The following is a 23,661-nucleotide window of genomic DNA, read 5'->3' on the forward strand; positions in this document are numbered from 1 at the left end:
CGACTCGGCCCGTGCGTCGGTTAGCCTTACCTAAACTTCGGGGAGGTGCGGGTGTCGCGCGACGCGGTGCGAGGGGTCGGCCTGCTGGTGTCGATCGGCGTGCTGGGCCTGATCGTGCTGCTCAGCCTGTGGATCGGCACCAAGAGCATCCCGTTCGCGGACACCTTCGCCCTGCTCTTCGCCGACGACGGCACCGGCGACGCGGCCATCGTGCGCGCCGTCCGCGTGCCCCGGGCCGTGCTCGGCCTGCTGGTCGGCGCGGCGCTCGGGTTGTCCGGCGCGGTGATGCAGGCGTTGACCCGCAACCCGCTCGCCGACCCCGGCCTGCTCGGCGTGAACATGGGCGCGGCGGCGGCGATCGTGTCCGCCATCGCGTTCTTCGGCATCACCAGCCCCACCGGGTACGTGTGGTTCGCGCTGCTCGGCGCGGCCGGCACGGCGACCGTCGTCTACGTCCTCGGCGCGGCGGGCCGGGGCGCGGCCACCCCCGACCGGCTGGTGCTCAGCGGCGCGGCCCTGACCGCCGTGCTCTACGCCTACGTCTCGGCGATCCTGCTGCTGTTCACGCACACGTTCGACTCGTTCCGGTTCTGGAACGTCGGCTCGCTCGCCGGCCGCGACTTCGAGCTGATCGGCCAGGTGTCGCCGTTCGTGCTGCCCGGCATCCTGATCGCGTTCCTGCTCGCCCGGAACCTCAACGTGCTGGCGCTCGGCGACCACACGGGCAAGGCGCTCGGCGCGAACGTCAACCGCACCCGCGCGTTCGGCGTCCTCGCCGTCACGCTCATGGCGGGCGCCGCGACCGCCGCCGCCGGGCCGATCGCGTTCGTCGGCCTGACCGTGCCGCACGTGGCCCGCATGATCGGCGGCAGCGACCAGCGCTGGGTGCTGGCGTTCTCCGCGGTGCTCTCGCCGATCCTGCTGCTCGGGTCGGACATCGTCGGCCGCGTGGTCATCGCGCCGCAGGAGATGGAGGTCGGCATCATCACCGCGTTCATCGGCGCGCCCGTGTTCATCGCGCTGTGCCGGCGCCGGAAGTTGGCCACGCTGTGAGGACCGTCCGGACGTCCGCCGTCTCGCTGCGGATCAGCGAACGCGCCCTGCTCGTCAGCGCGGGCATCGCCGTGCTGACCGCGGTCGCCGCCGTCGCCACCATGGTGACCGGCGACTTCCCGCTGACCGTCGGCGAGGTGCTGTCGACCTTCGTCGGGCAGGGCGACGGCTACGCCGACTTCGTGATCTTCACGCTGCGCCTGCCACGCCTGATCACCGGTCTGCTGGTCGGCGCGGCGCTCGCGCTCAGCGGCGCGATCCTGCAGAGCCTGTCGCGCAACCCGTTGGCCAGCCCCGACATCATCGGCTTCACCCAGGGCGCGGCCACCGGCGCGATCGCGGTCCTCGTGCTGGCGCAGGGCAGCATGGCGGCCACCGCGCTCGGCGCGACCGTCGCGGGCCTGCTCACGTCCACCGCCGTCTACCTGCTGGCGCTCAAGCAGGGCGTGCAGGGCTTCCGGCTGGTGCTCATCGGCATCGGCGTGAGCGCGATGATGCTCGCGGTCAACTCCTACCTGCTCACCCGGGCCACGCTGGAGAGCGCGCTGGCCGCGCAGACGTGGCTGGTCGGCGGCTTGAACAACCGCGGCTGGGACCAGGCGCAGGTGGTCGCCGTCGTGCTGGCCGTGCTGCTGCCGTGCGCGCTGGCGCTGGGCAGGCGGCTGGCGTTGCTGGAGATGGGCGACAGCGCCGCGACGGGACTCGGTGTGAACGCCGAGCGCACCCGCCTGGCGCTGCTCGCGGTGAGCGTCGGCCTGGCCGCCGTCGCCACGGCCGCCGCCGGGCCGATCAGCTTCGTGGCCCTGGCCGCGCCGCAGGTCGCCCGACGGCTCACCGGCGCGTCCGGCCCCGGGCTGGCCGCGTCGGCGTTGACCGGCGGTCTGCTGCTGGTCGTCAGCGACTTCGCGGTGCAACGGCTGTTCCCGACGACCCAGCTGCCGGTCGGCATCGCCACCGGCGCGATCGGCGGGCTCTACCTGGTGTGGCTGCTGGCCCACGAGTGGCGGAAGGGGAGCACGACGTGACCAGGCTCCGAGGGTCGGAACTGACGTTGTCCTACGACGAGCGCGTCGTCGTGTCCGAACTGGACGTCGAGATCCCGGACGGCTCGTTCACCGTCATCGTGGGCCCCAACGCCTGCGGCAAGTCCACCGTGCTCAAGGCGTTGGCGCGGATGCTCAAACCGCGCGCCGGCGCCGTGTACCTCGACGGTGAGGCGATCTCGACGTACCGCTCCAAGGAGGTCGCCCGCCGGCTCGGCCTGCTGCCGCAGACCTCCATCGCGCCCGGCGGCATCACCGTCGGCGAACTCGTGGCCCGCGGCCGGTACCCGCACCAGCGGTTGCTGCGGCAGTGGTCCGTCGAGGACGAGGAGGTCACCGCCGGCGCGATGCGGATGACCGGCGTGCACGACCTGGCCGACCGCCTCGTCGACGAGCTGTCCGGCGGGCAGCGGCAACGCGTGTGGCTCGCCATGGTGCTGGCGCAGCAGACGTCGATCCTGCTGCTGGACGAGCCGACCACGTTCCTCGACATCGCGCACCAGGTCGAGGTGCTGGACCTGTGCGCCGACCTGCACGAGGACGGCAACCACACGTTGGTCGCCGTGCTGCACGACCTGAACCAGGCGTGCCGCTACGCCACCCACCTGATCGCGATGAAGCCCGGTGTCGGCGTGGTGGCGCAGGGCAAGCCGGCCGACATCGTGACGGCGGAGCTGGTGGAGGACGTGTTCGGCCTGCCGTGCCGGGTGATCGCCGACCCGGAGACCGACACGCCCCTGATCGTGCCGTTGCGGCGGCAGCGCGTCACCCAGTCCGCGTAGCGGTCACTCCGGCAGGGCGTAGGCCCCGGCGGCGATGTCCTCGAAGAGCGTCGGGCCCGTGGGCGTCCAGCCGACCAGTTCCCGGGTGCGGGCGTTCGACGCGGTGATGTCGAGGCCGGCGAAGTGCCCGATCCAGCCGAAGTGCGCCTCGGCGTCCTCCCGGGCGACCGACACCGTGTGCAGGCCCAGGTAGTCGCCGAGGGCGGCGGCGATGTCGCGGAGGGGCAGTCCTTCCTCGGCCACGGCGTGCACCCGTGACCCCGCCGGCGCCTGCTCCAGCGCGAGCCGGACGAGCCGGGCGGCGTCGGAACGGTGCACGGCCGGCCAGCGGTTCGAGCCGTCGCCGAGGTAGCCAACCACGCCCCGCTGCTTCGCGACCTTCGCCAGGGTCGAGACGAAGCCGTGGTCGCCCATGCCGTGCACGGACGCGGCGAGGCGCAGCGCCACCGGCCGGACGCCGCGGTCGGCGTACCCCAGCGCGAGGTTCTCGCTGCCGCCGCGCGGTGAGTCGGCGCCGTGGTGCGGTGACAGGTCGTCCTCCGTGAACGGCCGGTCCGTGATGCCCGAGTCGAGGCCCGAGGCGAACAGGAACGGTTTGCCGCTGCCCTCGACGGTGTCGAGCATCCGCTGGACGGCGGCGCGTTCGCTGCGCCCGGCGCCCGCGTAGTCGGTGAAGTCGTGCTTGAAGGCGAGGTGGACGACGCCGTCGGTGGCCGCGGCGGCCGGGGCGAGGCTGTCGAGGTCGTCCAGGCTGCCGCGGTGGGCGGTGACGCCCTTGGCCTCCAGCGCGGCGGCGGCCTCGTCGGAGCGGGCGAGGCCGACGACCTCGTACCCGTGGGCGAGCAGTTCGTCGGTGACGGCCGAGCCGATCCAGCCGGAGGCACCGGTGACGAAGACGCGCATGACGTTCCTTCCAACATGTCAGTGACTGACATCGAACGTAGCACGACATGTCAGCGGCTGTCATTACTACACTGCCGGTCATGAGCCGCTGGGAGCCGGACGCCCGCGGGCGGATGATCCGCGCCGCGATGGACCTCTTCGCCGAGCGCGGCTTCGACCACACGACCGCGGTCGACATCGCCGAACGCGCCGGCGTGACCGAGCGGACCTTCTTCCGCCACTTCGCCGACAAGCGCGAGGTGCTCTTCGACGGTTCCCAGGCCCTGGAGCAGGCGGCGTCCACCGCGATCCTCGCCGCGCCCGCCTCGTCGGGGCCCCTCGACGCCGCGCTGGCCGGCGTGATCGCGGCGGGTGGCCTGCTGGAGGACCGGCGCGAGCACGCCGTGCGGCGGAACCTGCTGGTCGAGGCCAACCCGGGACTGCGGGAACGGGAACTGCTCAAGCTCACCGCCCTGGTCGACGCGACGGCCGAGGCGTTGCGCACGCGCGGCGTCGACGACCTGATCGCCGCCCTCGCCGCCCACAGCGCGGTGACGGTGTTCCAGCTCGCGTTCACCCGCTGGGTGTCGGAGGAGCGCCCACCGGCCCTCGCCGCCTGCATCGCGGACACCGCCGCACTGCTGCGCGCCCTCTGATCGCGCCGGTGCGGGCGAGCCGCACCCGGCTCAGACCTGCCACCTCGCGCGACCGGGGGGTTCGGGCGTCAGGTCGGTCTCGAACACGGCGGCGATGGAGTCCACGTCCCACGAGTCGCGGGTCAGCACGGGCCGCTTCACGGCGTACTGCGAGACCACGTGCAGCTTGTCCGGCAGGAATCGGATCAGTTGGCTCGTCACGCCGGTGGACAGGTCGCTGAGCAGGTACGTCACCAGGGGTGCCATCTTGTCCGGTGTCTGGTCGCGTGAGCTGATCTGGTCGGCACGCGGGTCGAGGTCCATCATCGGCGTCCACGCGAGCGGCGCGACGGCGTTGACGCGGACGTCCCGCGCGGCCAGCGACCCGGCCCACGACAGGGTCAGCGACGCCACCGCGCCCTTGGACGCCGAGTAGGCCGCGGCGCCGGCGCGGCCCAGCATCGCGCCCGACACGACGTTCACGATCGACCCGCCGCGCATCACCTTCGCCGCCGCCGTGCCGCAGTACATCGTGCCGAGCACGTTCACCTCGACCACCGACCGCAGCACGTCCGGCTCGTCGTCCCACGGCTCGGCGAAGTGCGTGACGCCCGCGTTGTTCACCAGGCCGTCGACCCGCCCGAACGCCGACCCGCACAGCTCCACGGGCGCCGTCGCGACCGACGGATCGGTCACCGACCCGGTGTGCGCCACGGCCTCGCCGCCCGCGTCCACGATCGACGCGGCGACCGACGGGGCGCCTTCCACGTCGTTCACCACGACCCGCGCGCCCGACGCCGCCGCGTGCCGCGCGTACGCCTCGCCCAACCCGCGACCCGCACCGGTCACGATCACGGCCTTGCCGTCCAGGATCCCCACACCCACCCCCGCGGTCCGTTCACCAGCCACCGATCATTTCACGCGATCAGGCGATTCGGCGCAGCGCCGGCAGAACGCGCGCGGAAATGTGGTAAACATAAAGGTTGACTTCGCCGGAAATGGCGGGATGAAGACAGTCCCAGTATATCACAGGGGGCAAGCGTGACCACCGGGGAATTGTCCGCCGAACAACAGCGGATCACCTTCCTGCACGATCGGCTGGAGCGTGAGCGGGCCGCCGCGCAGGCCGAGCTCGACGCCGCGCTCAAGGACGGCCACGAGCAGCGCTGGCACCGCGAGGTGGCCGTGCGCACGCTGTCCGAGCAGGTCAGCCGCCTGAACGTGGCGGACGAGAACCTGTGCTTCGGCCGCATCGACACCGCCGAGGACCGCGTCTACGTCGGCCGGATCGGCTTGTTCGACACCGAGCGCGACTACGAGCCGTTGTTGACCGACTGGCGCGCGCCGGCCGCCCGCCCGTTCTACACGGCGACCGCGGCGAATCCCGAGGGGGTGACCCTCCGCCGCCATTTCCGCACCAAGGGCAGGCGGCTGGAGAGCTTCTACGACGACGAACTCCAGCTCACCTCGAAAGCGCTGCTCGACGCGTTGAACGCACCCCGCTCGGACACGATGCGCGACATCGTGGCCACCATCCAGGCCGAGCAGGACGAGGTGATCCGCCTGCCGCATGGGGGCGTGCTGGTGATCGAGGGCGGCCCCGGCACGGGCAAGACGGCGGTGGCGCTGCACCGCGTCGCGTACTTGCTGTACACGCAACGCGAACGGCTCTCCCGGCAAGGCGTGCTGGTGGTCGGCCCGAACCCGGGTTTCCTGCGGTACATCGGCGAAGTGCTGCCGTCGCTGGGCGAGACCGACGTCGTGTTCGCCACGCCGGGCGAGCTGTTCCCGGGCGTTCGGACCGAACGCGAGGACACCCCGGAACTCCAGGCGCTCAAGGGCGGCCTGGGTGCCGTCGACCTGCTGGTGGCGGCCATCGCCGACCGGGAGGAGACGCCCGCCGAGCCGATCCCGGTCGAGCTGGAGGACGTCACCGTCGAGCTGACCGCCGAGATCGCCGCCCGGGCCAGGGCACGGGCGCGTGCCGCCGGGCTCAAGCACAACGAGGCCCAGCCCGTGTTCCACCGAGCCCTGGTGGACGCCCTGGTGGCGCCCGCGCTCGACCTCATCGGCGAGGACTGGCCGGAACTCGCGGCCGACGTGCGCCGCGAACTCGACGGCCACCCCGACGTGCGGCGGGCCGTCGCCGCGCTGTGGCCGGTGCTCACCCCGCGGCAGCTCCTGGCCGACCTCTACGCGGGCCGCTGCGCCGCCCTCGGCCACCCGGAGCTGCGCCGCGACGACCCGCACGCGTGGACGGTCTCCGACGTGCCGCTGCTGGACGAGGCCGCCGAACTGCTCGGCTCCGACGGCCGGGCCGAACGGCGCGCGGCGGAGGAACGCAGGCGGGCCGTCGAGTACGCGCAGGGCGTGCTGCACGTCATCGACACCGACCAGGCCATGCACGAGGACGAGCTGCGGGCCGTCGACCTGGTCGACGCCGAGTGGCTGGCCGACCGCCACGCGCCCGTCGACCACCGCGTCCTGGCCGAACGCGCCGCCGTCGACCGCGAGTGGACCTACGGCCACATCGTCGTCGACGAGGCGCAGGAACTGTCCGAAATGGACTGGCGGCTGCTGGCCAGGCGCGGGCCGAACCGGTCCATGACCGTGGTCGGCGACCTGGCCCAGCGCCAGGCCGAAGCGGGGGCCCGCGACTGGCGGCGGGTGCTGGACCCGCTGGCCCGGGACCGCTGGCAGTACCGGCGGCTCACGGTCAACTACCGCACGCCCGCCGAGATCATGGCCTACGCCGCCGGCGCGCTGGCCGAGGTGGACCCGGCCGCCGTGCCGCCGACGTCCGTGCGGCGGGGTGAGCCGCCCCTCGAAGTCACCGGCGCCGACCCGGAGTCGTTCCGCCCGGACACCGGCACGTTCGCGGTGATCACCCCGACCGGCCCGCTCACGCCGCGCGCCGCCAAGGGCCTGGAGTTCGACACGGTCGTCGTGGTCGACCCCGAACGCATGACGCCGGCCGAGCGGTACGTCGCCCTGACCCGCGCGACCCGACGCCTGGTCGTCGTGCGCACGTAGCAAGGCGCCGGGGACGCGGCGGACCCGCGTCCCCGGCACCCCCGGGATCAGGCGTGCACCACTTCCGGCTCGGCCGTCGGCACGGCGGTCGCGGGCACCCGCCGCAGCACGGTCACCGCGAGCAGCGCGGCGCCCGCGACCAGCACCGCCGCCACCACCGCGGCCACGTTGAGCCCGTCGGTGAACGCCGCCCGCGCCGGTTCCACCAACGCCCGCGCCGCGTCCGCCGGCAAGCCCGCGGCCGTGGACAGCGCACCCGGCAACGAGTCCGCGGCCTCGGCGGGCACGCCGGACGGCATCGTGGCGTGGTAGACGGCCGTGCCGATGCTGCCCATCAACGCGATCCCGAGCGACACCCCGAGGTCGCTCGCCGTGCTGTTCACCGCCGACGCGGCGCCCGCCTTCTCCGGCGGCGCGGCCGTGATCACCAGCGTGGTGGTCAGCGCCATCGTCGGCGCGATGCCGGGGTAGAGCAGGTAGAACCCGGTGATCAGCAGCGGCAGCCCGCCGACGCTCCCGACCTGCGTCAGCACCACGTACCCGGCCACCGAGAACACCGCGCCACCCGCCACCACGTACGCCGGCCGCACCCGCCGCGCGACGATCGGCGACAACGTCGACACGGCCACCAGCGCCAGCGCCGCGGGCAGGATCCACAGCCCCGCCGCCAACGGCGACAGCCCGGCCACCAGCTGCAGGTACTGCGTGAACAGCAGGTAGATGCCGCCGAGCGCGATCGCGGACAGCAGGAACACGCCCAACGCGCCGCTGAACGTCCGGTTCGCGAACAGCCGCACGTCCAGCAGCGGGCTGTCGAGCCGGAGCTGCCTGCGGGCGAACAGCACCGCGAACCCGACGCCGACGACCACCGTCACCACGGACGTCACCGTCAGCCCGGACTTGGAGAACTCCTTGATCCCGTAGACGAACGGCAGCAGCGACGCCATCGACAGCAGCACGCTAGGAACGTCCGGCAGCCCCACACCCGGCGCGCGGTACTCCGGCACCGACAGCGGCGCCACGACGACCACCAGCGCCATCACCGGCACGCCGATCAGCAGCGCCGCGCCCCACCAGAACGTCTCCAGCAGCAACCCGCCGACCAGCGGTCCGACCGCGACGCCCACCGACACCGACGCGGCCCACAGCCCGATCGCCGTCGCCCGCTGCCGCGCGTCCCGGAACATGGTGCTGACCAGCGACAACGTGGACGGCATCACGGCCGCCGCGCCGACGCCCATCAGCGCGCGCGCCGCGATCAGCAACTCGACGTTCGGCGCGAACGCGGCTCCCACGGACGCCAGCCCGAACGTCACCGCGCCGAACACCAGCACCCGCCGCCGGCCGATCCGGTCGCCGACGGTGCCCATGGCCACCAGGAGCCCGGCCATCACGAACCCGTACACGTCGTTGACCCACAGCAGCTGGTCGCTGGTCGGCCGCAGGTCGGCGGCGATGTGCGGGGTGGCCAGGAACAGCACGGTCATGGCCAGGAACAGCAGGGCGGTCGGCAGCAGCAGCACCGCGAGTCCGAGCCATTCCCTGGTCCCGGCCCGGTCACCGACATCGACAGACATGGTGTTTCGTTCCTTCTGCTCGAACAGCCCGGGCGGTTGGTCCCGCCCGGTGGAACCCACGGTGGCCGGCGCGGCTCCAGGAACCGTCCAGATCGACTTCAGGTCGCCTTCGGGTACGGTCTCGACCGTGCGTTTCGGGGTGCTGGGCCCGCTCGCGGCGTGGACGTCGGACGCCCGTCCCGTCCGCGTTCCCGAGGTGAAGGTCCGGGCGCTGCTGGCCCAGCTGGTGATCGACGCGGGCCGCGTGGTGCCCGCCGACCGGCTGATCGACCGCCTGTGGGGCGACCGGTTGCCCGCGAACCCCGCCGGCGCGTTGCAGACCAGGGTCTCCCAGCTCCGCGCCGCGCTGGACGACGCCGAACCCGGCGCCCGACGGCTGGTCGTCTCACGCCCGCCCGGCTACCTGCTCGACGTCACCCCGGACGCGGTCGACGCGGGCCGGTTCGAAGCGCTGCTGGCCGAACCCGCCGGTGATCCACGTGCCCGCGTCGCGCTGCTGGACGACGCGCTGGCGTTGTGGCGCGGACCGGTGCTGGCCGACTTCGCCGACGAGGAGTTCACCCGCGAGGTCGCCGCCCGGCTGGAGGAGCTGCGGCTCACCGCGTGGGAGCAGCGCGCGGAGGCACGGTTGGAGTTCGGCGAGCCGGGCGTGCTGGCTGACGAGCTGGGCGACCTGGTGGCGCGGCACCCGTTGCGCGAACGCCTCCGCGCCGCCCACCTGCGCGCCCTCTACCAGGTCGGACGGCAGAGCGAGGCGTTGGCGGGCTACCGGGACCTGCGGACGCGGCTGGTCGCCGAGCTGGGCGTCGAGCCCGGGCCGGCGCTGGCCGCGCTGCACCGGGCGATCCTCGACCAGGACCCGTCGCTGGGCGGTGCGGTGGAGCCGCCGACGAACCTGCCGCACCCGCTCGGCGACCTGGTGGGCCGGGACGCCGACGTCGGCCGGGTGCGGTCGCTGCTCGCGGCCGACCGGCTCGTCACCCTCACCGGGCCGGGCGGCGTGGGCAAGACGCGGCTGGCGCTGGCCGTGGCGCGCGACGTGGCGACCGGGTTCCCGGACGGGACGTGGCTGGTCGAGCTGGCCGCCCTGCCCGCGGGCGCGCCGCCGGACGAGGTGGCGGCCCTGGTCGCGGCGAGCGTCGGCATCCGCGACTGCGTGGCGACCGACCTGGCGGGCAAGCTGGCCGAGGCGGTGGGGGCCAAGCGGATGCTGCTCCTGCTGGACAACTGCGAGCACGTGGCGCCCGCCGTGGCGGAGCTGGCCGCCGGGCTGCTGCGCGCCGCGCCGGGGCTGCGCGTGCTGGCCACCAGCCAACGCCCGCTCGGCGTGGCCGGTGAGCTGCTGTGGCACGTGCCGACGTTGGCCGAGCCCAGCGCCGTCGAGCTGTTCGTGGCCCGTGCCGCGGCCGGCGCGCCGGGCTTCGCCCTCGGGCCGGACAACGCCGACGCCGTCGCGGCGATCTGCCGCCGGCTCGACGGCATCCCGCTGGCCCTGGAACTCGCCGCGACCAGGGTCCGCGCTTGGGGCGTGCACGAGGTGCTGGCGCGGCTGGACGACCGGTTCCGCGTGCTGACCGCCGGGCACAGCGGCGCGCCCGCCCGGCAGCGCACCCTGCGGGCGATGCTCGACTGGAGCTGGGAGCTGCTGACCGAGGCCGAGCAGACCGTGCTGCGTCGGCTGTCCGTGCACGTGGACGGCTGGACGTTGAGCGCGGCGGAGACCGTGGCCGGTGGCGACGACCTCGACGTGCCCGACCTGCTGGCCGGCCTGGTCGACCGGTCCCTGGTCACCACCACTCCCGGCGACGACCCGCCGCGCTACCGGCTGCTGGAGTCGGTCGCCGAGTACAGCTCGGCCCGGCTGCGCGAGGCGGGCGAGGTCGCGCTGGTCGAGCGGCGGCACCGGGACCACTACGCGCGACTGGCCGCGTCCGCCGACCCGTGCCTGCGCGGCCCGGACCAGCGGCGGTGGCTGCGCCTGCTCGACGCCGAGGCGGCCAACCTGCGTGCGGCGATCGACCACGCGGCCCGGGACGGCGAGGCGTTGCCGCTGGTCGACTCGCTGGCCTGGTACTGGGTGCTGCGCGGCAGGCTCGGCGAGGGGCGTCGCGCCTTGTCGGCGGCGCTGGCCGGCGGCGGCCCGGAGGACGTGACGGACACGGTCCGGCTGTGGCACACCGCGTTCAGCCTGCTCATGGGCGTGACGTCGGGCCTCGTGCCGCTGCCCGCCCGTCCCGCGGCTCGTCCCGTCGACCGGGACGCCGCGGCACGACGGGCCCGCGCCGAGTGGTTCCTCGGGTTCGTCGGCCTCGGGATCGGCGAGCCGGGCGTCGGCGAGGACCTGGTCGCGTCGGCGCTGGCGGTGTTCCAGGCACAGGACGACCGGTGGGGCACGGCCGCCGCGCACGGCACGCTCGCGCGCTACGCGTTCACGCGGAGCGACCTGGCCGCGATGGCCCGGCACGGCGAGCGCAGCATGGCCCTGTTCACCGAGGTGGGTGACCGGTGGGGGCGGCTGCACGCGACGTTCGCGCTCGGCACGCACGCCGAGGTCGTCGGCGACTACGACCGTGCCACCGACCTGCACCGCGAGGGCCTGCGGATCGCCGAGGAACTGGGCCTGAGCACCGACGTGGCCGACAAGCTGTCCGCGCTCGGCCGGATCGCGTTGCTGACCGGTGATCACGAACAAGCCGATGAGCTGCACGAATGCGCCCGTGCGCAGGCCGTGGCGCAGGGCTACACGATCGGCGAGGAGTTCGCCGAACTGGGCCTCGCGCTCAGCCTGCGACGCCAAGGTCGGTTCGACGAGGCCGAAGCGCTGCTGCGCAAGTGGCTCACCTACGACCGGCGGCTGGAGTCGGACATGGCGATCGCCCTCATCGTCGCCGAACTGGGCTTCATCGCCGAACAGCGCGGCGACGCCGACACCGCCCGCACCCTGCACCTGGAGGGCTTGGCCGCCGCGCGCAACGCCGCCGACCCGCGTGCCGTCGCCCTGGCCCTGGAAGGCCTGGCCGGCGCGGAAGCCCTGGCCGGCGACCACGGCCGCGCGGCCCGCCTGCTGGGCGCCGCCGCCGCGTTGCGGGAGGAAGCGGGCGCTCCGCTCCCTCCCGGCGAACGCGGCGACGTGACCCGGATCACTGCGGCCTCGCGCTCAGCCCTGGGCGACTCCTTCACGTCCGCCTACGCCCACGGCCTCACCCACGGCGCGGAGCCGACCCTCCTGGCCCCTTAGCCGGTGGGCGGCGTCTCGTTGGGCGCCGGCTTGTTGGGCGGTGGCGGCTCGGGCGTGGGCGGGATCGGCGGCTCGGTGCTGGGCGACGGCTCCCGGGGCGGCTGCGGCATCGGGGGCGGCGTGGGCACGGGCCGCGGTTCGGGCGGTTGTGGCTGGACCATGTCAACCTCCTTCACCGCCGGTGTACCCACTTCGCCGGCGTTTTACCTATCGGAGTGGCGATAACCCGCTGTCGCCATTGTCTGAAAAACCCGGTACGCCTATCGATCGATGCGGGCAAGAAGCGCTCCCGTCGAGTGAGGAATGCGGTCCGGGCATTTTCTCGCGAGTTCGCGCGGCGATACTGGTGAAGCGGTCACGAATGCATGATCCCGTGACCGTCGGCGAAATCGCAGAGAGAGAGGACCGCTAGATGTCTATCTACCTCGATTCACGGCAGCACACCTTCCCGAAGAAGATGCGGGAGGCGCAGAAGGCCGAGGTGACGTTCCGCGTTCCCGGCAAGGTGGTGGACGCGCACGCTGCGCTGAAGAGCTTCTCGGCCGTCTACTCGGACGGTGAGCGCACTGTGCAGGTGCTCTCCGTCAAGCTCGGCACCCCCCACTTCCAGCCGGCCAGCAGCGGGTATTCCACGGTCACCGTGCCGGTTGAGTACCTGCTGCGCGACTTCGGCAACGACGACAATTACGAAGGCGAGGTCGAGGTGCTGCTGATCGCGGTCGTCGAGGACAAGGTGGGTCACGACGCGTGACGAGTAGGCCCTTCGTGTGAGTCCCTCGGAAATGGGCTGTGCCGGGAGCCGCGGCGGCTCGCGGCACAGCCCGCCGCGAACGCTCAGGACGCCCGCGGCGGGTTCGTGGCACGGGCCGGTGCCGGGGTCAGGTTCGGCAGGACTTCACGGCCGAAGAGGCGGATCGTGTCCAGCACGGCCTGGTGGGGGAGACCCCCGATGTCGACCATGACCAGTTGCGCGTCCAGCGACAGCAGGTCGGTCAGCCGGTTCAGCCGCTCGGTCACCTCCGCCGGGTCGCCGCACACCGCCGCGCCCTCCATCAGCAGGTCGATGTCGACGTCGCCGTCACCCCGCCACGGGTCGGCGAACTCGGCGTACGCCGTCAAGTGGGGCCGCCACGTCGCCCGCGCCTCCGCCGCCGTCGGCGCGACGAACACGTGACTCGGCAACGCCACCCGACCGCGCCCGCCCATCGCCGCCCGGTAGCGCTCGACCACCGGCCGGTGCGTGCTCGGGTCGCGCAACGTGCTCGGCAGCATCAGCGGCAGCCCCAGCTCGACCGCCAGGTCCGCCGACACCGCCGACCCGCTGCCGATCCACACCAACGGCCGCGGCTGCTGCACCGGGCGCGGTGTCGTCGTCACGTCCAGCAGCGGGCTGCGGTACTTGCCCTCCCACGTGACGTGCTTCTCCTCCAGCAGGCGCAGCAGCAGCCGCAGGTTCTCGTCGAACCGCGCCCGCAGGTCGTCCTGCACCCCGAACGCCACGTCCGTGCGCTGCGACACACCCCGCGCCACGATCAGCTCCGCCCGACCCCGCGACAGCACGTCCAGCGTGGCCAGGTTCTCCGCCACCCGGACCGGGTCGTGGTGCGCCAGCAGCGTCACCCCGGTGGACAGCCGCAACGTCGACGTGCGGTCCGCGATGGTGGCCAGCAGCAGTTCCGGCGCGGAGACGATGTACCGGGTGAAGTGGTGCTCGCCGATCGCCACCCCGGCGAAACCGGCCTCCTCCGCCACGACGGCCTGCTCGACCATCGCCCGCAACCGGTCGCACTCGCTCACGCTCCGCCCGGTGTGCGGGTCGGGCAGGTGATCGCCCAGGATCAGCAGATACACGTCCATCCGACAATCTTGCACGCTGCCACTACGGTGGCACCTGCCAAGAACGAGCCTGGAGGAGCACCGGTGACCGCTGTGACCGTGTCCGACAACCCCGAGCAGTCCCGCTACGAGGTCCACCTGGACGGCGAGCTGGGCGGCTTCGCCGACTACACCAAGGCGGACGGCGTCGTCACGTTCACCCACACCGAGGTCTCGGTCGAGGGCAAGGGCCTGGGCGGCAAGCTCGTCCGGCAGGCTCTCGAGGACGTGCGCGCCAAGGGCCTCGGCGTCGTGGCCGAGTGCTCGTTCGTGCAGGGCTACCTGGAGAAGCACCCCGAGCTGAAGACCGCGTGACGGTCCGCGCACGAGGCGGGCGCGCCACGCGTCCACGCCTGGTCGCACCGGCTCACCAGCGCATACCCGATCGAGGTTGCTTCCCCGTGTGAATCATCACAAAGGGGGGTAACAACACGGCTAAGTAGGCGGCTTTTGGTCAACAGTGGTAGCTGATCGTGTCAACATTACTGATCGTGGCCTCACTCGTCCCAGATCCCCGCCATGATGGTGATGTCGTCGACAACAGACACGGTCGACGGGGACCTGACACGAGACCGACGAGGTGGGCCTGGCTGTGACCGCTGACGTGAGCGGAAGTGGCGCACGCACGGACGGCCCGACTCGTCGGGCGGGCACGTGGTCGGAGGTCTTCCGGCAGGTTCCACCGAGGCTGTTGAGACTCGGCGCGCTCGGCGGACTGCTGATCGCGCTCGGCGGCGTCGGCGCGGGCGCGGTGCTCCGCCGCGACCCCCTGCTGACCGGCACGATCCTCAACGCCGTGCGGTACGGCCACGGCCGCGACCTCGCCACCGCCGTGGTGTTCGCCGGCGTGGCGCTGATGGCCTACTCGTGGGTGCGGCTCGGGCGGATGGTGCGCGCCGGCCAGGTCGACGGGCGCGGCGTGGTGCTGGCCGCCGCCGCGTGGACCGCACCGCTGCTGATCGGCCCGTCGCTGTACAGCCGGGACGTCTACAGCTACCTCGCCCAGGGCGCGGTGGCGCTGCACGGGTTCGACCCCTACACGACCGGTGCGTCCGTGCTGCCGCTGTCGCTGGGCGGCAACGTGGCCTCCCTGTGGCAGGACACGCCGTCGCCGTACGGGCCGCTGTTCCTCCTGGTGGCCAAGTGCGTGGTCGCGATCACCGGGGACAACGTCATCATCGGCGCGGTCCTCATGCGGCTCGCCGTCTTCAGCGGACTGGCGATGCTCGCCTGGGCGATGCCCGGACTGGTGCGGCACCTCGGCGGGCGCACGTCGGTGGCGCTGTGGCTCACCGTGGCGAACCCGTTCGTGATCGCCGTCGGCATCGGCGGCGCGCACAACGACATCCTGATGGTCGGCCTGATGGCCGTCGGCGTGCTGATGGTGCTGGACGGCAAGCACGTGCGCGGCATCGCGGTGATCGCCCTGGCGACCGCGGTCAAGGCCACCGCGGTCCTGGTGATCCCGTTCCTGATCTGGGTGTGGGTGGCCCGGATGTCCGGCCCCGCCCGCCAGCGGTTCTTCCAGGCGTGCGCGGTGGGCGGCATCACGTTCGCCGGCGTCTTCGCGCTCTCCACGATCATCGCCGGGGTCGACCTCGGCTGGATCAACGTGCTGCAGAGCCAGACGCCGCTGCTGACGTGGATGTCGCTGCCCTGCGCCGTCGCCGAACTGCTCTACCACTCGGTCGGGCGGCACATCCCGGGCGCCACCTACGAGGGCTTCCTCGGGTTCTTCCGGTCCGTCGGCGTGTACGTGCTCGCGGCCGTGCTGGTCCGCCAGTGGTGGCTGGCCAGGGCGGGCGGTGTGGACGCCGTGCGGCGCGCCGCGATCGCCCTGCTCGCCGCTTCCGTGCTCGCGCCGTCCGTGCTGCCGTGGTACTTCACCTGGGCTTTGGCGCTCGCCGCCGCGTTCGCCTGGAAGGACAAGTGGCTCGCGATCGCGGCGGGCTTCTCGGTCTGGATGGTCCTCATCACGCTCCCCGACGGCACGATCGTCGCCCGCTGGCACTATGGTTCGGCGAACCCGGTCGTCTGGTGGTCCTACCTGGCCGTCACCGTCCTGATCGGCGTGTGGGTCGGTCGGTCGCTCCTGGAACGCCGGCCCGTGTGGGCGCTGGTGAGGGAACTGCGGGCGCGGTCGGGCAAGACCGACCAGCCGACGCGGGTCGTGGACCAGTCGACGAAGGTCGTCGAACCGTCGACCAAGGTCGTCGAACCGTCGACGAAGGTCGTGGAGCCGCCGGCGCGGGTCGTCGAGCAGGCGCCGCCGCCCGACATCGAGCAGGCGCCGCCCGCCGTCGAGGCCGACGACGTGGGCGAGCCGGACGCGGCCGGACAGCAGCGTGGGAGCACGGGTGGTTGAACGGGTTGAACAGCGGGTGCTGAGGTTCGCCCCGCTGGTGTTGTGCTTGTCGCTGGGCTGGTACTTCTGGCGCCTGGGCGCGCCGAGCGGCTGGGGCATGATCGACCTGAAGGTCTACTGGAGCCTCGCGCCGAACCTGTTGACCGATCAGCTCTACACGATCGACATGCCGTTCACGGCGGACTTCCCGCTGCCGTTCACCTACCCGCCGTTCGCGGCCGTGCTGTTCCTCCCGCTGTCCTGGCTGCCGTGGGTGGCCGCGCGGATCGCGTGGCAGGTGCTGTCCCTGATCTGCCTCTGGTGGCTGGTCCGGACGGCGTTGGGGCTGGTCGCCGGCAGGTCGGGGCAGCGGTTCGACGCCACCTGGTCACGCCGGGCGCTGCTGTGGACGGGGCTGGCGCTGTGGTGCGAGCCGGTGCGCAAGACGCTCGACTTCGGTCAGATCAACCTGGTGCTGATCGCCGGCACCTTCGCCGCCATGGTCGCCACCCGGCGCCTGGTGGCGGGCTTCGGCGTCGGTGTCGCGGCGGGGCTGAAGCTCACCCCGGCGATCTCGGTGCTGTACTTCGCGGTGACGCGCCGGTTCAAGGCCGCGCTGTGGACCGCGGTCGGCTTCGCGTTCACCGTGGCCGTCGGCTTCGCCGCCTCGGCCGCCGACTCGTGGCGCTACTGGTTCGAGCTGCTCGGCGCGGCCGACCGGGTCGGCCCGGTCGGGTCCGCGATCAACCAGTCGTTGCGCGGCGCGTTGTCGCGGACCCTCGGCTACGACGTCGAGATGACGTGGCCGTGGCTGCTCGCGGTGGCGGTCTCGGCCGTGCTGACTGGGTTCGCGCTGCGTGCCGCGGTGAAGGCGGGGGACACGCTGGCCACCGTGGTCGCCGTGCAGCTGTTCGGGCTGCTGCTCTCGCCGATCTCGTGGAGCCACCACTGGGTGTGGGTGATCCCGCTGGTGCTGTGGGCCGTCTACGGCGCGCGCCGCACGTGGCCCGTGCTGGCGGTGGCCGCCGCGTGGGTCGTGGTGACCGGCGCGGACCTGATCACCTTCCTGATCGACCAGCAGCCGACCATCTGGGAGATTCCCCGGCCGTGGCCGCTGGCCGCGCTGGGCTGGTGCTACCCGCTGCTCGGGCTGCTCACCCTCGCGGTGATGCCGCGGGCGCTGCGCGCCGACACCCGCGAGCCGGTCGGCGTCACGCCGCCCGCCGAGACGTCGAAGGTCAAGCCCAGTGTCACCTGAACCACCCTCGCCCGCGGTGCGCGTGCTCGTGAACGCGGAGCGGTGGCTGCTGGTCGCCGCGCCGCTGCTGCTCGTGGCGTCCGTCCTGGGCCGCGGCTGGACCATCGTCACCGGCTTCGGCAACGAGACGATCGACCTGTACGTGTACTGGGCGCTGGCGCCCCACGTGCTTTCCGGCGACCTCTACGACGTCACCTCGCCGAACTCGCCGCCCGACTTCCCGCTGCCGTTCACCTACCCGCCGTTCGGCGCGCTGGTGTTCCTGCCGATGACGTGGCTGCCGTGGGTCGCCGCGCAGTGGGCGCTGCGCCTGCTGTCCGGGCTGTGCCTGTACTGGATGGTGCGCGTCGCCCTGCGCCTGGTGGCCGGCGACGGCTGGACGGCGGACGCGGCGCTGTGGCGGCGTCGGGCGCTGCTGTGGACCGCCGTGCTGCTGTGGCTGCAACCCGTGGTGCACACGTTCGACTTCGGGCAGGTCAACCTGCTGCTGGCGGCCGTGGTGCTGGGCGCGATGACGGCCCGGGACTCGCGGCTCGCGGGCATCGGGATCGGCCTGGCGGCGGGCGTGAAGCTCGTGCCCGCGATCTCCGGGCTGTACTACCTGGTCACGCGCCGGTTCGCGGCGGCGGTGTGGTCGATCGTCGCGTTCGTGGTGAGCGTCGGCCTCGGCTTCCTGGTGGACCCGGCGCAGGCCAAGCACTACTGGTTCGAGCTGCTCGGCGCGGCCGACCGGGTCGGCCCGATCGGCACCGCGCACAACCAGTCGTTGCGCGGCGCGTTGTCGCGGACCCTGGGCTACGACGTCGAGATGACGTGGCCGTGGGTGCTCGCGGTGGTGGTGTCCGCCGTGCTGGCGGGCTTCGCGCTGCGTGCCGCGGTGCGTGCGGGCGACGTGCTGATCGGCGTGCTGGTCGTGCAGGTCTTCGGGCTGCTGCTCTCGCCGATCTCGTGGGACCACCACTGGGTGTGGATCGCGCCGCTGCTGATCTGGCTGGTGCACACCAGGATCGCGACGTGGGCGCGGAGCCTGCTGCTGGTGCTGTGGTGCCCGATCATGTTCTGGGACGTGATCGCCTTCCAGCTCGACCGGCAGCCCACGATCTGGACCATCCCGAGGCCAGGCTGGCTGTCCGCGATCGGCTGGGCGTACCCGGCGTTGGCGCTGCTCACGCTGGCCGTGATCCCGTTCGTGGTGAAGGCGGTGGCGCGGCGCGAACCGGCGAACGCGCCACTGCCGGGTCCAGCTGAGGTTACCGGCAAGTAGGATCCGGGGATGGAGTGGACCGAACCCGGAGTCTTCGAGGTCGCGCCCGGCGTCTACCGCATACCGCTGCCCCTGCCCAACGACGGGCTGCACACCGTCAACGTGTACGCGATCGACGACGGTGACGGCGTCGTCCTGATCGACTCCGGCTGGGCCCTCGACGCGGGCGAGGTGGCGCTGGAGGCGGCGCTCGGCGCGCTGGGCCGCGGTTTCGAGGACGTCCGCCGCTTCCTGGTCACGCACGTGCACCGCGACCACTACACGATGGCCGTCGCCCTGCGCCGCCGGTTCGGCACGAAGATCGCGCTCGGCGCGGGCGAGCAGCCGTCCCTGGCCAAGATCACCGCTCGGCGCCGGGACGGGTTCCGCGACCTGGCCACGTGGGGCGCGCCGCACCTGGCCGAGCGGTGGCGCGCCGTGGTGGAGTCGGTGGGCGAGGCCGAGCTGCGCGACTACGAGGAGCCGGACGAGTGGCTCCGCGAGGACGACCTGGCCCTGGAGAAGCGGGTGCTGCGCGTCCTGCCGACGCCCGGCCACACGCGCGGGCACGTGGTGTTCATCGACGCCGAGTCGTCGCTGCTGTTCGCCGGCGACCACGTGCTGCCGCACATCACGCCGTCGATCGGCTTCGAGCCCGCCCGGCCCGCCCTGCCGCTCGGCGACTACCTCGACTCGCTGCGCCTCGTCCGAGAGCACCCGGACCTGCGGCTGCTGCCCGCGCACGGCCCCGTCACCGAGTCGAGCCACGCCAGGGTGGACGAACTGCTCGCCCACCACGAAGACCGCCTCACGGCCACGCTGGACGCCGTGCGGGCGGGCACCGGCACGGCCTTCGAGACCGCGCGCGTGCTCGGCTGGACCCGGCGCGGGCGGAAGTTCGCCGAGCTGGACCTGTTCAACCAGGTGCTGGCCACCGGTGAGACGGCCGCGCACCTCGACGTGCTGGTCCACCGCGGGCTGCTGACCGCCGCCGAGGACGACGGCGTGGTGCGGTACGCGGTCGTCAGCTGAAGTGCTCGGCCGGCACGGGCGCGAGCACGTCCGGCGCCACGCCGTGCCAGCCGCCGGCCACCGTGCGGCGGCGGGCGTTCGGCGGGCGTTCGGCCACGCCGTCGGCCACTCGCGCAGCCGCTCGTCGCTGCCCTCGCTGTCCGGCACGAGCGTCGGCGCGGTGATCGACGCCAGGTCCGGGGGAGTGCCGGTGATGGTCAGGTCGTAGGCGGTGGTGCGGGCCATCGCCTCCAGCGTCGGCTGGCCGGGTGACTGCCGCATCCCGGCGGTGAACTCCTCCGGGACGCCGCACGCGACCTGGAACCGGACCACCGCGTCACCACGCCGGCCGGCCGAAGGGCAGGCTCACCGCGCCGGACCCGCTGCTCGCCGCGCAGCACTTCACCTGGCTCGCGCTGTCCGTGCCGCTGAACCGGGCCATGTTCAACCCCGAGCCCTACCCGGAGGAACAACTCCTCCGGTTCGCCGACGAGGCCGTGCGCGTCTTCCCGGCCGCCTACCAGCCCTAGCGGGGCAGCTTCACCACGGTCACGAAGAAGTCGTCGATCTGCCGGACGACCTCGATGAACCGGTCGAAGTCCACCGGCTTGGTGACGTAGGCGTTGGCGTGCAGGTTGTAGCTGCGCAGGATGTCCTCCTCCGCCTCCGACGTGGTCAGCACCACCACCGGGATGGGCCGCAGCGTCTCGTCCGCCTTGATCTCGGCCAGCACCTCGCGGCCGTCCATCTTCGGCAGGTTCAGGTCGAGCAGGATCAGCCCCGGCCGCGGCGCGTCCTCGTACGGGCCCTGGCGGCGCAGGAACTCCAGCGCCTCGACGCCGTCGCGCACCACGTGCAGCTGGTTGCGGATCTTGTGGTGCTCGAACGCCTCCTGCGTCATCAAGGCGTCGCCGGGGTCGTCTTCCACCAGCAGGACGTCGATCACGTTCAGCGGGTTGCTCATTGCTCGTCGTCCTCTACAGCCGGCAGCGTGAACTTGAAGGTGGTCCCGGTGTCGCCCTCGCTGGTGTCCAGCCAGATCGTGCCACCGTGGTACTCGATGATCTTCCGGCACATCGCCAGCCCGATGCCGGTGCCGGGGTAGTCGTCCTTGTGGTGCAGGCGCTGGAAGATCACGAAGATCCGCTCAGCGTACTCGGGGTCGATGCCGATGCCCTGGTCGCTGACCGTGAACGTCCACGACTCGTCCGTCCGCTCCACGTCCACGCGCACGTGCGGCGGCTCGTCGCCGTGGAACTTCAACGCGTTGCTGATCAGGTTGCCGAACACGCCACCCAGCAACGACGCCTCGCCGCGCACCGTCGGCAGGTCCGCCACCTCGACCGTCGCCTGCGTCCGCTCGATGACCTCGGAGTAGTTGTCCAGCACCTGGGCGACCAGCTCGTCGCAGTCCACCAGGGTCTGCTCGCGGGTGATCCGGCCGACCCGGGAGAACGCCAGCAGGTCGTTGATCAGCACCTGCATCCGCTTCGCGCCGTCCACCGCGAACTTCAGGTACTGCTCGCCGCGGTCGTCGAGCTGACCCGAGTACCGACGCTCCAGCAGCTGGCAGAAGCTCGCCACCTTCCGCAGCGGCTCCTGCAGGTCGTGCGACGCGACGTAGGCGAACTGCTCCAGCTCCGAGTTCGACCGCCGCAGCTCCTCCAGGTCGGACAGGATGCGCACCCGCATGGCCTCGACGTCCTGGCCGAGCATCACCGTCTCCCGGGGCCCGCCCGCCTCGACGGCGTGCGCGAAGTCGCCCGACGACACCTGCCGGACGTCCGCCGCCAGCCCTGTCAACGGCGCGATCACGATCCGGTAGAGCATCACCGCCACCCCGGCGATGATCAGCACCAGCAGCAGGCCGAGCCCGATGACCAGCCAGAACGCCTGCGTGGCCACGTTCGTCACGTTGTCGCGGCCCGCGGCGGACGCCTCCTCGACCTTGGTCTTCAACGCCGCCACCGCCGCGCCCGCCCGGTCGAACAGCGCCTTGCCGCGCTCGGCGTCGGCCAGGGTGGCCTGCGGGAAGCCCGACACGTACACCAGGTCGACCAGCGGGTCGGCGTAGCCCTGCCGCCAGTCGGTCGCCAGCCGTTCGACCTCCTCCAGCTCGCGGACCAGGTCGGGTCGCGCCGCCGACAGCAGCGAGCGGGCGGACTCCACGGCGTCCAGCTCGGCCTGCCGCCCCTCGGTGTACGGGGTGAGGAAGTCCTGGTTGGCGGTGAGCACGTACCCGCGCACCCCGGTCTCCTGGTTGACCAGCGCGGTCTGCATCTCGAGCACCTCGCGGCCCGCCGGGTCGATCCGCTCCAGCAGTTCGGTGCGGGCGTCGGTGAGGCTGTCCAGCGCGACCAGGAGGCTGCCGATGGCGCCCGCGCACACCACGATCAGGACCGCCACGGCCGCGACCAGGAGCCTGCTCGCGGGCCACCGGGTGCGGTAGTCCATCAGGCGCGGTCCGAGATCAGCAGCACGGCCATGTCGTCGTCCAGCTCCCCGCCGTTGAGTTCCTTCACCCGGCTGATGAGGTTGTCCAGCAGCGTCGCCGGCGTGCGGGCCCAGTCCGGCCGCGCCGCGGTGATCTCGCCGATCAGGTCGATCAGCCGCTCCGAGCCCAGCCGCTCGCTGTCACCGTGGACCCGGCCCTCGACCAGCCCGTCGGTGTAGAGCAGCATCGACCACCCCGGCGGCAGCGGCACGTCGAGGCCGCTCCACCTGCTGTCGGGCAGCACGCCGAGCGGCAGCCCGGCCCGGTCGCGCGGCAGCTCCACCACGCGGTCGCCGACCAGCAGCATCGGCTCCGGGTGCCCGGCCAGGTAGACCCGCGCCCACCGGCGGTCCGGCGAGATCGTCACCATGCACGCCGTGGTGAACAGGCCGGGCTGGTGGCGTTCGTGCTCCAGGATCTCGTGCAACGTGCGCAGCACCCGGGACGGCTCCTGGTCGGCCAGCACCAGCGCCCGCCACGCGATGCGCAGGAACACGCCGATCGCGGCCTCGTCCGGGCCGTGCCCGCACACGTCGCCGATCAGCACCTGGAGCGTGCCGTCGGCGGTGCGCACCACGTCGTAGAAGTCGCCGCCGAGCAGCATCCGGCTGCCGCCGGGGCGGTAGCGGACCTGCCAGCCGATGTCCTCGCCGTGCATGATCGGCGACGGCAGCAGGCCGCGTTCCAGGCGGGTCTTCTCCGCCGCCAGCAGCTGCTCGTCGCGCAGTTGGCGCTGGGTCTCCTCGGCCCGCTTGCGGCCGACCGCGTAGCGGATGCTCCTGGCCAGGCCCACGCCGTCGACCTGGCCTTTGACCAGGTAGTCCTCCGCGCCCTGGGCCACCGCCTGGGTGCCCTGGTGCTCGTCGTTGAGGCCGGTGAGCACGATGATCGCCACCGGCGCCGGGTTGGCCAGCAGCCTGGTCAGGCCGTCGAGACCGGTCGTGTCCGGCAGGCCGAGGTCGAGCAGCACGCAGTCCGCCTTGGCCAGCAGGCCCTCGGCCTCCCGCAGCGTCCGCGCCCGGTGCAGGGCGACGTCCGCCTCGACCTCTTCCAGCAGGGCTTCGACCAGCACGGCGTCGCCCTCGTCGTCTTCGACGAGGAGCACGTTGATCCGGTTCACCGCGGTCCGCGGTGCGGGGAGCCCTGCCACGGGGGAGGAGATTAGTCGAACTCGATCAGCCCTGGGTTACGGC

General features: G+C 72.6%; 21 protein-coding genes. 13 read left to right on the forward strand and 8 right to left on the reverse strand.

Annotated elements, in window-relative coordinates:
• The first annotated feature begins 51 nt into the window (after positions 1-51).
• The 3 genes from ADK67_RS13785 to ADK67_RS13795 are packed head-to-tail and all read left to right on the forward strand — an operon-like array spanning position 52 to position 2,878.
• Entirely contained in the window at positions 52-1,053 is a 1,002-nt protein-coding gene (locus tag ADK67_RS13785) for a FecCD family ABC transporter permease (RefSeq protein ID WP_053716809.1), read from the forward strand.
• A complete protein-coding gene (locus ADK67_RS13790) occupies positions 1,050-2,078 on the forward strand; it encodes a FecCD family ABC transporter permease (protein WP_082403448.1) in 1,029 nt (342 codons plus the stop codon). The genes ADK67_RS13785 and ADK67_RS13790 overlap by 4 nt, the downstream gene beginning before the upstream one ends.
• On the forward strand, positions 2,075-2,878 hold the full coding sequence (locus ADK67_RS13795; protein WP_082403470.1) for an ABC transporter ATP-binding protein: 804 nt from the start codon (positions 2,075-2,077) through the stop codon (positions 2,876-2,878). Before ADK67_RS13790 ends, ADK67_RS13795 begins: the two co-directional genes overlap by 4 nt.
• A 3-nt stretch (positions 2,879-2,881) precedes the next feature.
• Here the strand turns inward: ADK67_RS13795 and ADK67_RS13800 are convergent, their stop codons facing one another.
• Complete coding sequence (locus ADK67_RS13800) at positions 2,882-3,781, reverse strand: SDR family oxidoreductase (protein ID WP_053716812.1); 900 nt, start codon at positions 3,779-3,781, stop codon at positions 2,882-2,884.
• Between the two features lie 80 nt (positions 3,782-3,861).
• Between ADK67_RS13800 and ADK67_RS13805 the strand changes: the two genes are divergently transcribed.
• Positions 3,862-4,416, forward strand: a complete 555-nt coding sequence (locus ADK67_RS13805; RefSeq protein WP_053716813.1) for a TetR/AcrR family transcriptional regulator — start codon at positions 3,862-3,864, stop codon at positions 4,414-4,416.
• Between the two features lie 30 nt (positions 4,417-4,446).
• Here ADK67_RS13805 and ADK67_RS13810 read toward each other — a convergent pair whose 3' ends face one another.
• A complete protein-coding gene (locus ADK67_RS13810; protein ID WP_231648174.1) occupies positions 4,447-5,280 on the reverse strand; it encodes an SDR family NAD(P)-dependent oxidoreductase in 834 nt (277 codons plus the stop codon).
• Between the two features lie 156 nt (positions 5,281-5,436).
• Between ADK67_RS13810 and ADK67_RS13815 the strand changes: the two genes are divergently transcribed.
• A complete protein-coding gene (locus tag ADK67_RS13815) occupies positions 5,437-7,428 on the forward strand; it encodes a UvrD-helicase domain-containing protein (RefSeq protein WP_053716815.1) in 1,992 nt (663 codons plus the stop codon).
• A 47-nt stretch (positions 7,429-7,475) separates the two neighbouring features.
• Here ADK67_RS13815 and ADK67_RS13820 read toward each other — a convergent pair whose 3' ends face one another.
• Positions 7,476-9,005, reverse strand: a complete 1,530-nt coding sequence (locus tag ADK67_RS13820; protein WP_053716925.1) for an MFS transporter — start codon at positions 9,003-9,005, stop codon at positions 7,476-7,478.
• Positions 9,006-9,132: 127 nt separating this feature from the next.
• Between ADK67_RS13820 and ADK67_RS13825 the strand changes: the two genes are divergently transcribed.
• On the forward strand, positions 9,133-12,243 hold the full coding sequence (locus ADK67_RS13825; RefSeq protein ID WP_053716926.1) for a BTAD domain-containing putative transcriptional regulator: 3,111 nt from the start codon (positions 9,133-9,135) through the stop codon (positions 12,241-12,243).
• Here ADK67_RS13825 and ADK67_RS50785 read toward each other — a convergent pair.
• On the reverse strand, positions 12,240-12,404 hold the full coding sequence (locus tag ADK67_RS50785) for a hypothetical protein (RefSeq protein ID WP_157620269.1): 165 nt from the start codon (positions 12,402-12,404) through the stop codon (positions 12,240-12,242). The genes ADK67_RS13825 and ADK67_RS50785 overlap by 4 nt on opposite strands.
• A gap of 251 nt (positions 12,405-12,655) precedes the next feature.
• Here ADK67_RS50785 and ADK67_RS13830 point away from each other — a divergent pair, with 251 nt between their 5' ends.
• Entirely contained in the window at positions 12,656-12,994 is a 339-nt protein-coding gene (locus ADK67_RS13830; protein ID WP_053716816.1) for a hypothetical protein, read from the forward strand.
• 83 nt (positions 12,995-13,077) lie between these two features.
• Here the strand turns inward: ADK67_RS13830 and ADK67_RS13835 are convergent, their stop codons facing one another.
• Positions 13,078-14,100, reverse strand: a complete 1,023-nt coding sequence (locus ADK67_RS13835; protein ID WP_053716817.1) for an LLM class flavin-dependent oxidoreductase — start codon at positions 14,098-14,100, stop codon at positions 13,078-13,080.
• A 63-nt stretch (positions 14,101-14,163) separates the two neighbouring features.
• On the opposite strand from ADK67_RS13835, the gene ADK67_RS13840 reads away from it, so the two are divergent.
• The 6 genes from ADK67_RS13840 to ADK67_RS48925 all read left to right on the forward strand — a co-directional run bounded on the left by ADK67_RS13840 (position 14,164) and on the right by ADK67_RS48925 (position 20,504).
• Positions 14,164-14,433 (forward strand): GNAT family N-acetyltransferase, encoded by a 270-nt coding sequence (locus ADK67_RS13840; protein WP_053716818.1) that lies wholly within the window; start codon positions 14,164-14,166, stop codon positions 14,431-14,433.
• A gap of 277 nt (positions 14,434-14,710) precedes the next feature.
• Complete coding sequence (mptB, locus tag ADK67_RS13845) at positions 14,711-16,483, forward strand: polyprenol phosphomannose-dependent alpha 1,6 mannosyltransferase MptB (RefSeq protein WP_157620272.1); 1,773 nt, start codon at positions 14,711-14,713, stop codon at positions 16,481-16,483.
• Positions 16,476-17,720, forward strand: coding sequence for a glycosyltransferase 87 family protein (locus tag ADK67_RS13850; RefSeq protein WP_053716927.1), 1,245 nt, complete (start codon positions 16,476-16,478; stop codon positions 17,718-17,720). Before mptB ends, ADK67_RS13850 begins: the two co-directional genes overlap by 8 nt.
• Before the next feature lie 16 nt (positions 17,721-17,736).
• Positions 17,737-18,984, forward strand: coding sequence for a glycosyltransferase 87 family protein (locus ADK67_RS13855; RefSeq protein WP_053716820.1), 1,248 nt, complete (start codon positions 17,737-17,739; stop codon positions 18,982-18,984).
• 9 nt (positions 18,985-18,993) lie between these two features.
• Positions 18,994-19,995 carry an MBL fold metallo-hydrolase gene (locus tag ADK67_RS13860; RefSeq protein WP_053716821.1) on the forward strand — a complete coding sequence of 334 codons (1,002 nt, stop codon included), beginning with the start codon at positions 18,994-18,996 and terminating at the stop codon, positions 19,993-19,995.
• Positions 19,996-20,390: 395 nt separating this feature from the next.
• Positions 20,391-20,504 (forward strand): hypothetical protein, encoded by a 114-nt coding sequence (locus ADK67_RS48925; RefSeq protein WP_231648180.1) that lies wholly within the window; start codon positions 20,391-20,393, stop codon positions 20,502-20,504.
• Here the strand turns inward: ADK67_RS48925 and ADK67_RS13865 are convergent.
• The 3 genes from ADK67_RS13865 to ADK67_RS13875 are packed head-to-tail and all read right to left on the reverse strand — an operon-like array spanning position 20,501 to position 23,618.
• The gene (locus ADK67_RS13865; RefSeq protein WP_053716822.1) at positions 20,501-20,938 is read right to left on the reverse strand and encodes a response regulator; all 438 of its coding nucleotides are present in this window, start codon (positions 20,936-20,938) and stop codon (positions 20,501-20,503) included. The genes ADK67_RS48925 and ADK67_RS13865 overlap by 4 nt on opposite strands.
• Positions 20,935-22,428, reverse strand: coding sequence for a sensor histidine kinase (locus tag ADK67_RS13870; RefSeq protein ID WP_053716823.1), 1,494 nt, complete (start codon positions 22,426-22,428; stop codon positions 20,935-20,937). Before ADK67_RS13870 ends, ADK67_RS13865 begins: the two co-directional genes overlap by 4 nt.
• Positions 22,428-23,618: a PP2C family protein-serine/threonine phosphatase gene (locus ADK67_RS13875; protein ID WP_053716824.1), complete on the reverse strand. Its 1,191-nt coding sequence runs from the start codon at positions 23,616-23,618 to the stop codon at positions 22,428-22,430. The genes ADK67_RS13870 and ADK67_RS13875 overlap by 1 nt, the downstream gene beginning before the upstream one ends.
• Positions 23,619-23,661: the final 43 nt, after the last annotated feature.

Origin of the sequence: Saccharothrix sp. NRRL B-16348 (genome assembly GCF_001280085.1) — a bacterium.
GTDB lineage: Bacteria > Actinomycetota > Actinomycetes > Mycobacteriales > Pseudonocardiaceae > Actinosynnema.

Coding starts and splice junctions, on each gene's coding strand:
- ADK67_RS13800 (WP_053716812.1), bottom strand. CDS start 3,781: ATGCGCGTCTTCGTCACCGGTGCCTCCGGCTGGATCGGCTCGGCCGTC.
- ADK67_RS13805 (WP_053716813.1), top strand. CDS start 3,862: ATGAGCCGCTGGGAGCCGGACGCCCGCGGGCGGATGATCCGCGCCGCG.
- ADK67_RS13820 (WP_053716925.1), bottom strand. CDS start 9,005: ATGTCTGTCGATGTCGGTGACCGGGCCGGGACCAGGGAATGGCTCGGA.
- ADK67_RS50785 (WP_157620269.1), bottom strand. CDS start 12,404: ATGGTCCAGCCACAACCGCCCGAACCGCGGCCCGTGCCCACGCCGCCC.
- ADK67_RS13830 (WP_053716816.1), top strand. CDS start 12,656: ATGTCTATCTACCTCGATTCACGGCAGCACACCTTCCCGAAGAAGATG.
- ADK67_RS13835 (WP_053716817.1), bottom strand. CDS start 14,100: ATGGACGTGTATCTGCTGATCCTGGGCGATCACCTGCCCGACCCGCAC.
- ADK67_RS13860 (WP_053716821.1), top strand. CDS start 18,994: ATGGAGTGGACCGAACCCGGAGTCTTCGAGGTCGCGCCCGGCGTCTAC.
- ADK67_RS13865 (WP_053716822.1), bottom strand. CDS start 20,938: ATGAGCAACCCGCTGAACGTGATCGACGTCCTGCTGGTGGAAGACGAC.
- ADK67_RS13870 (WP_053716823.1), bottom strand. CDS start 22,428: ATGGACTACCGCACCCGGTGGCCCGCGAGCAGGCTCCTGGTCGCGGCC.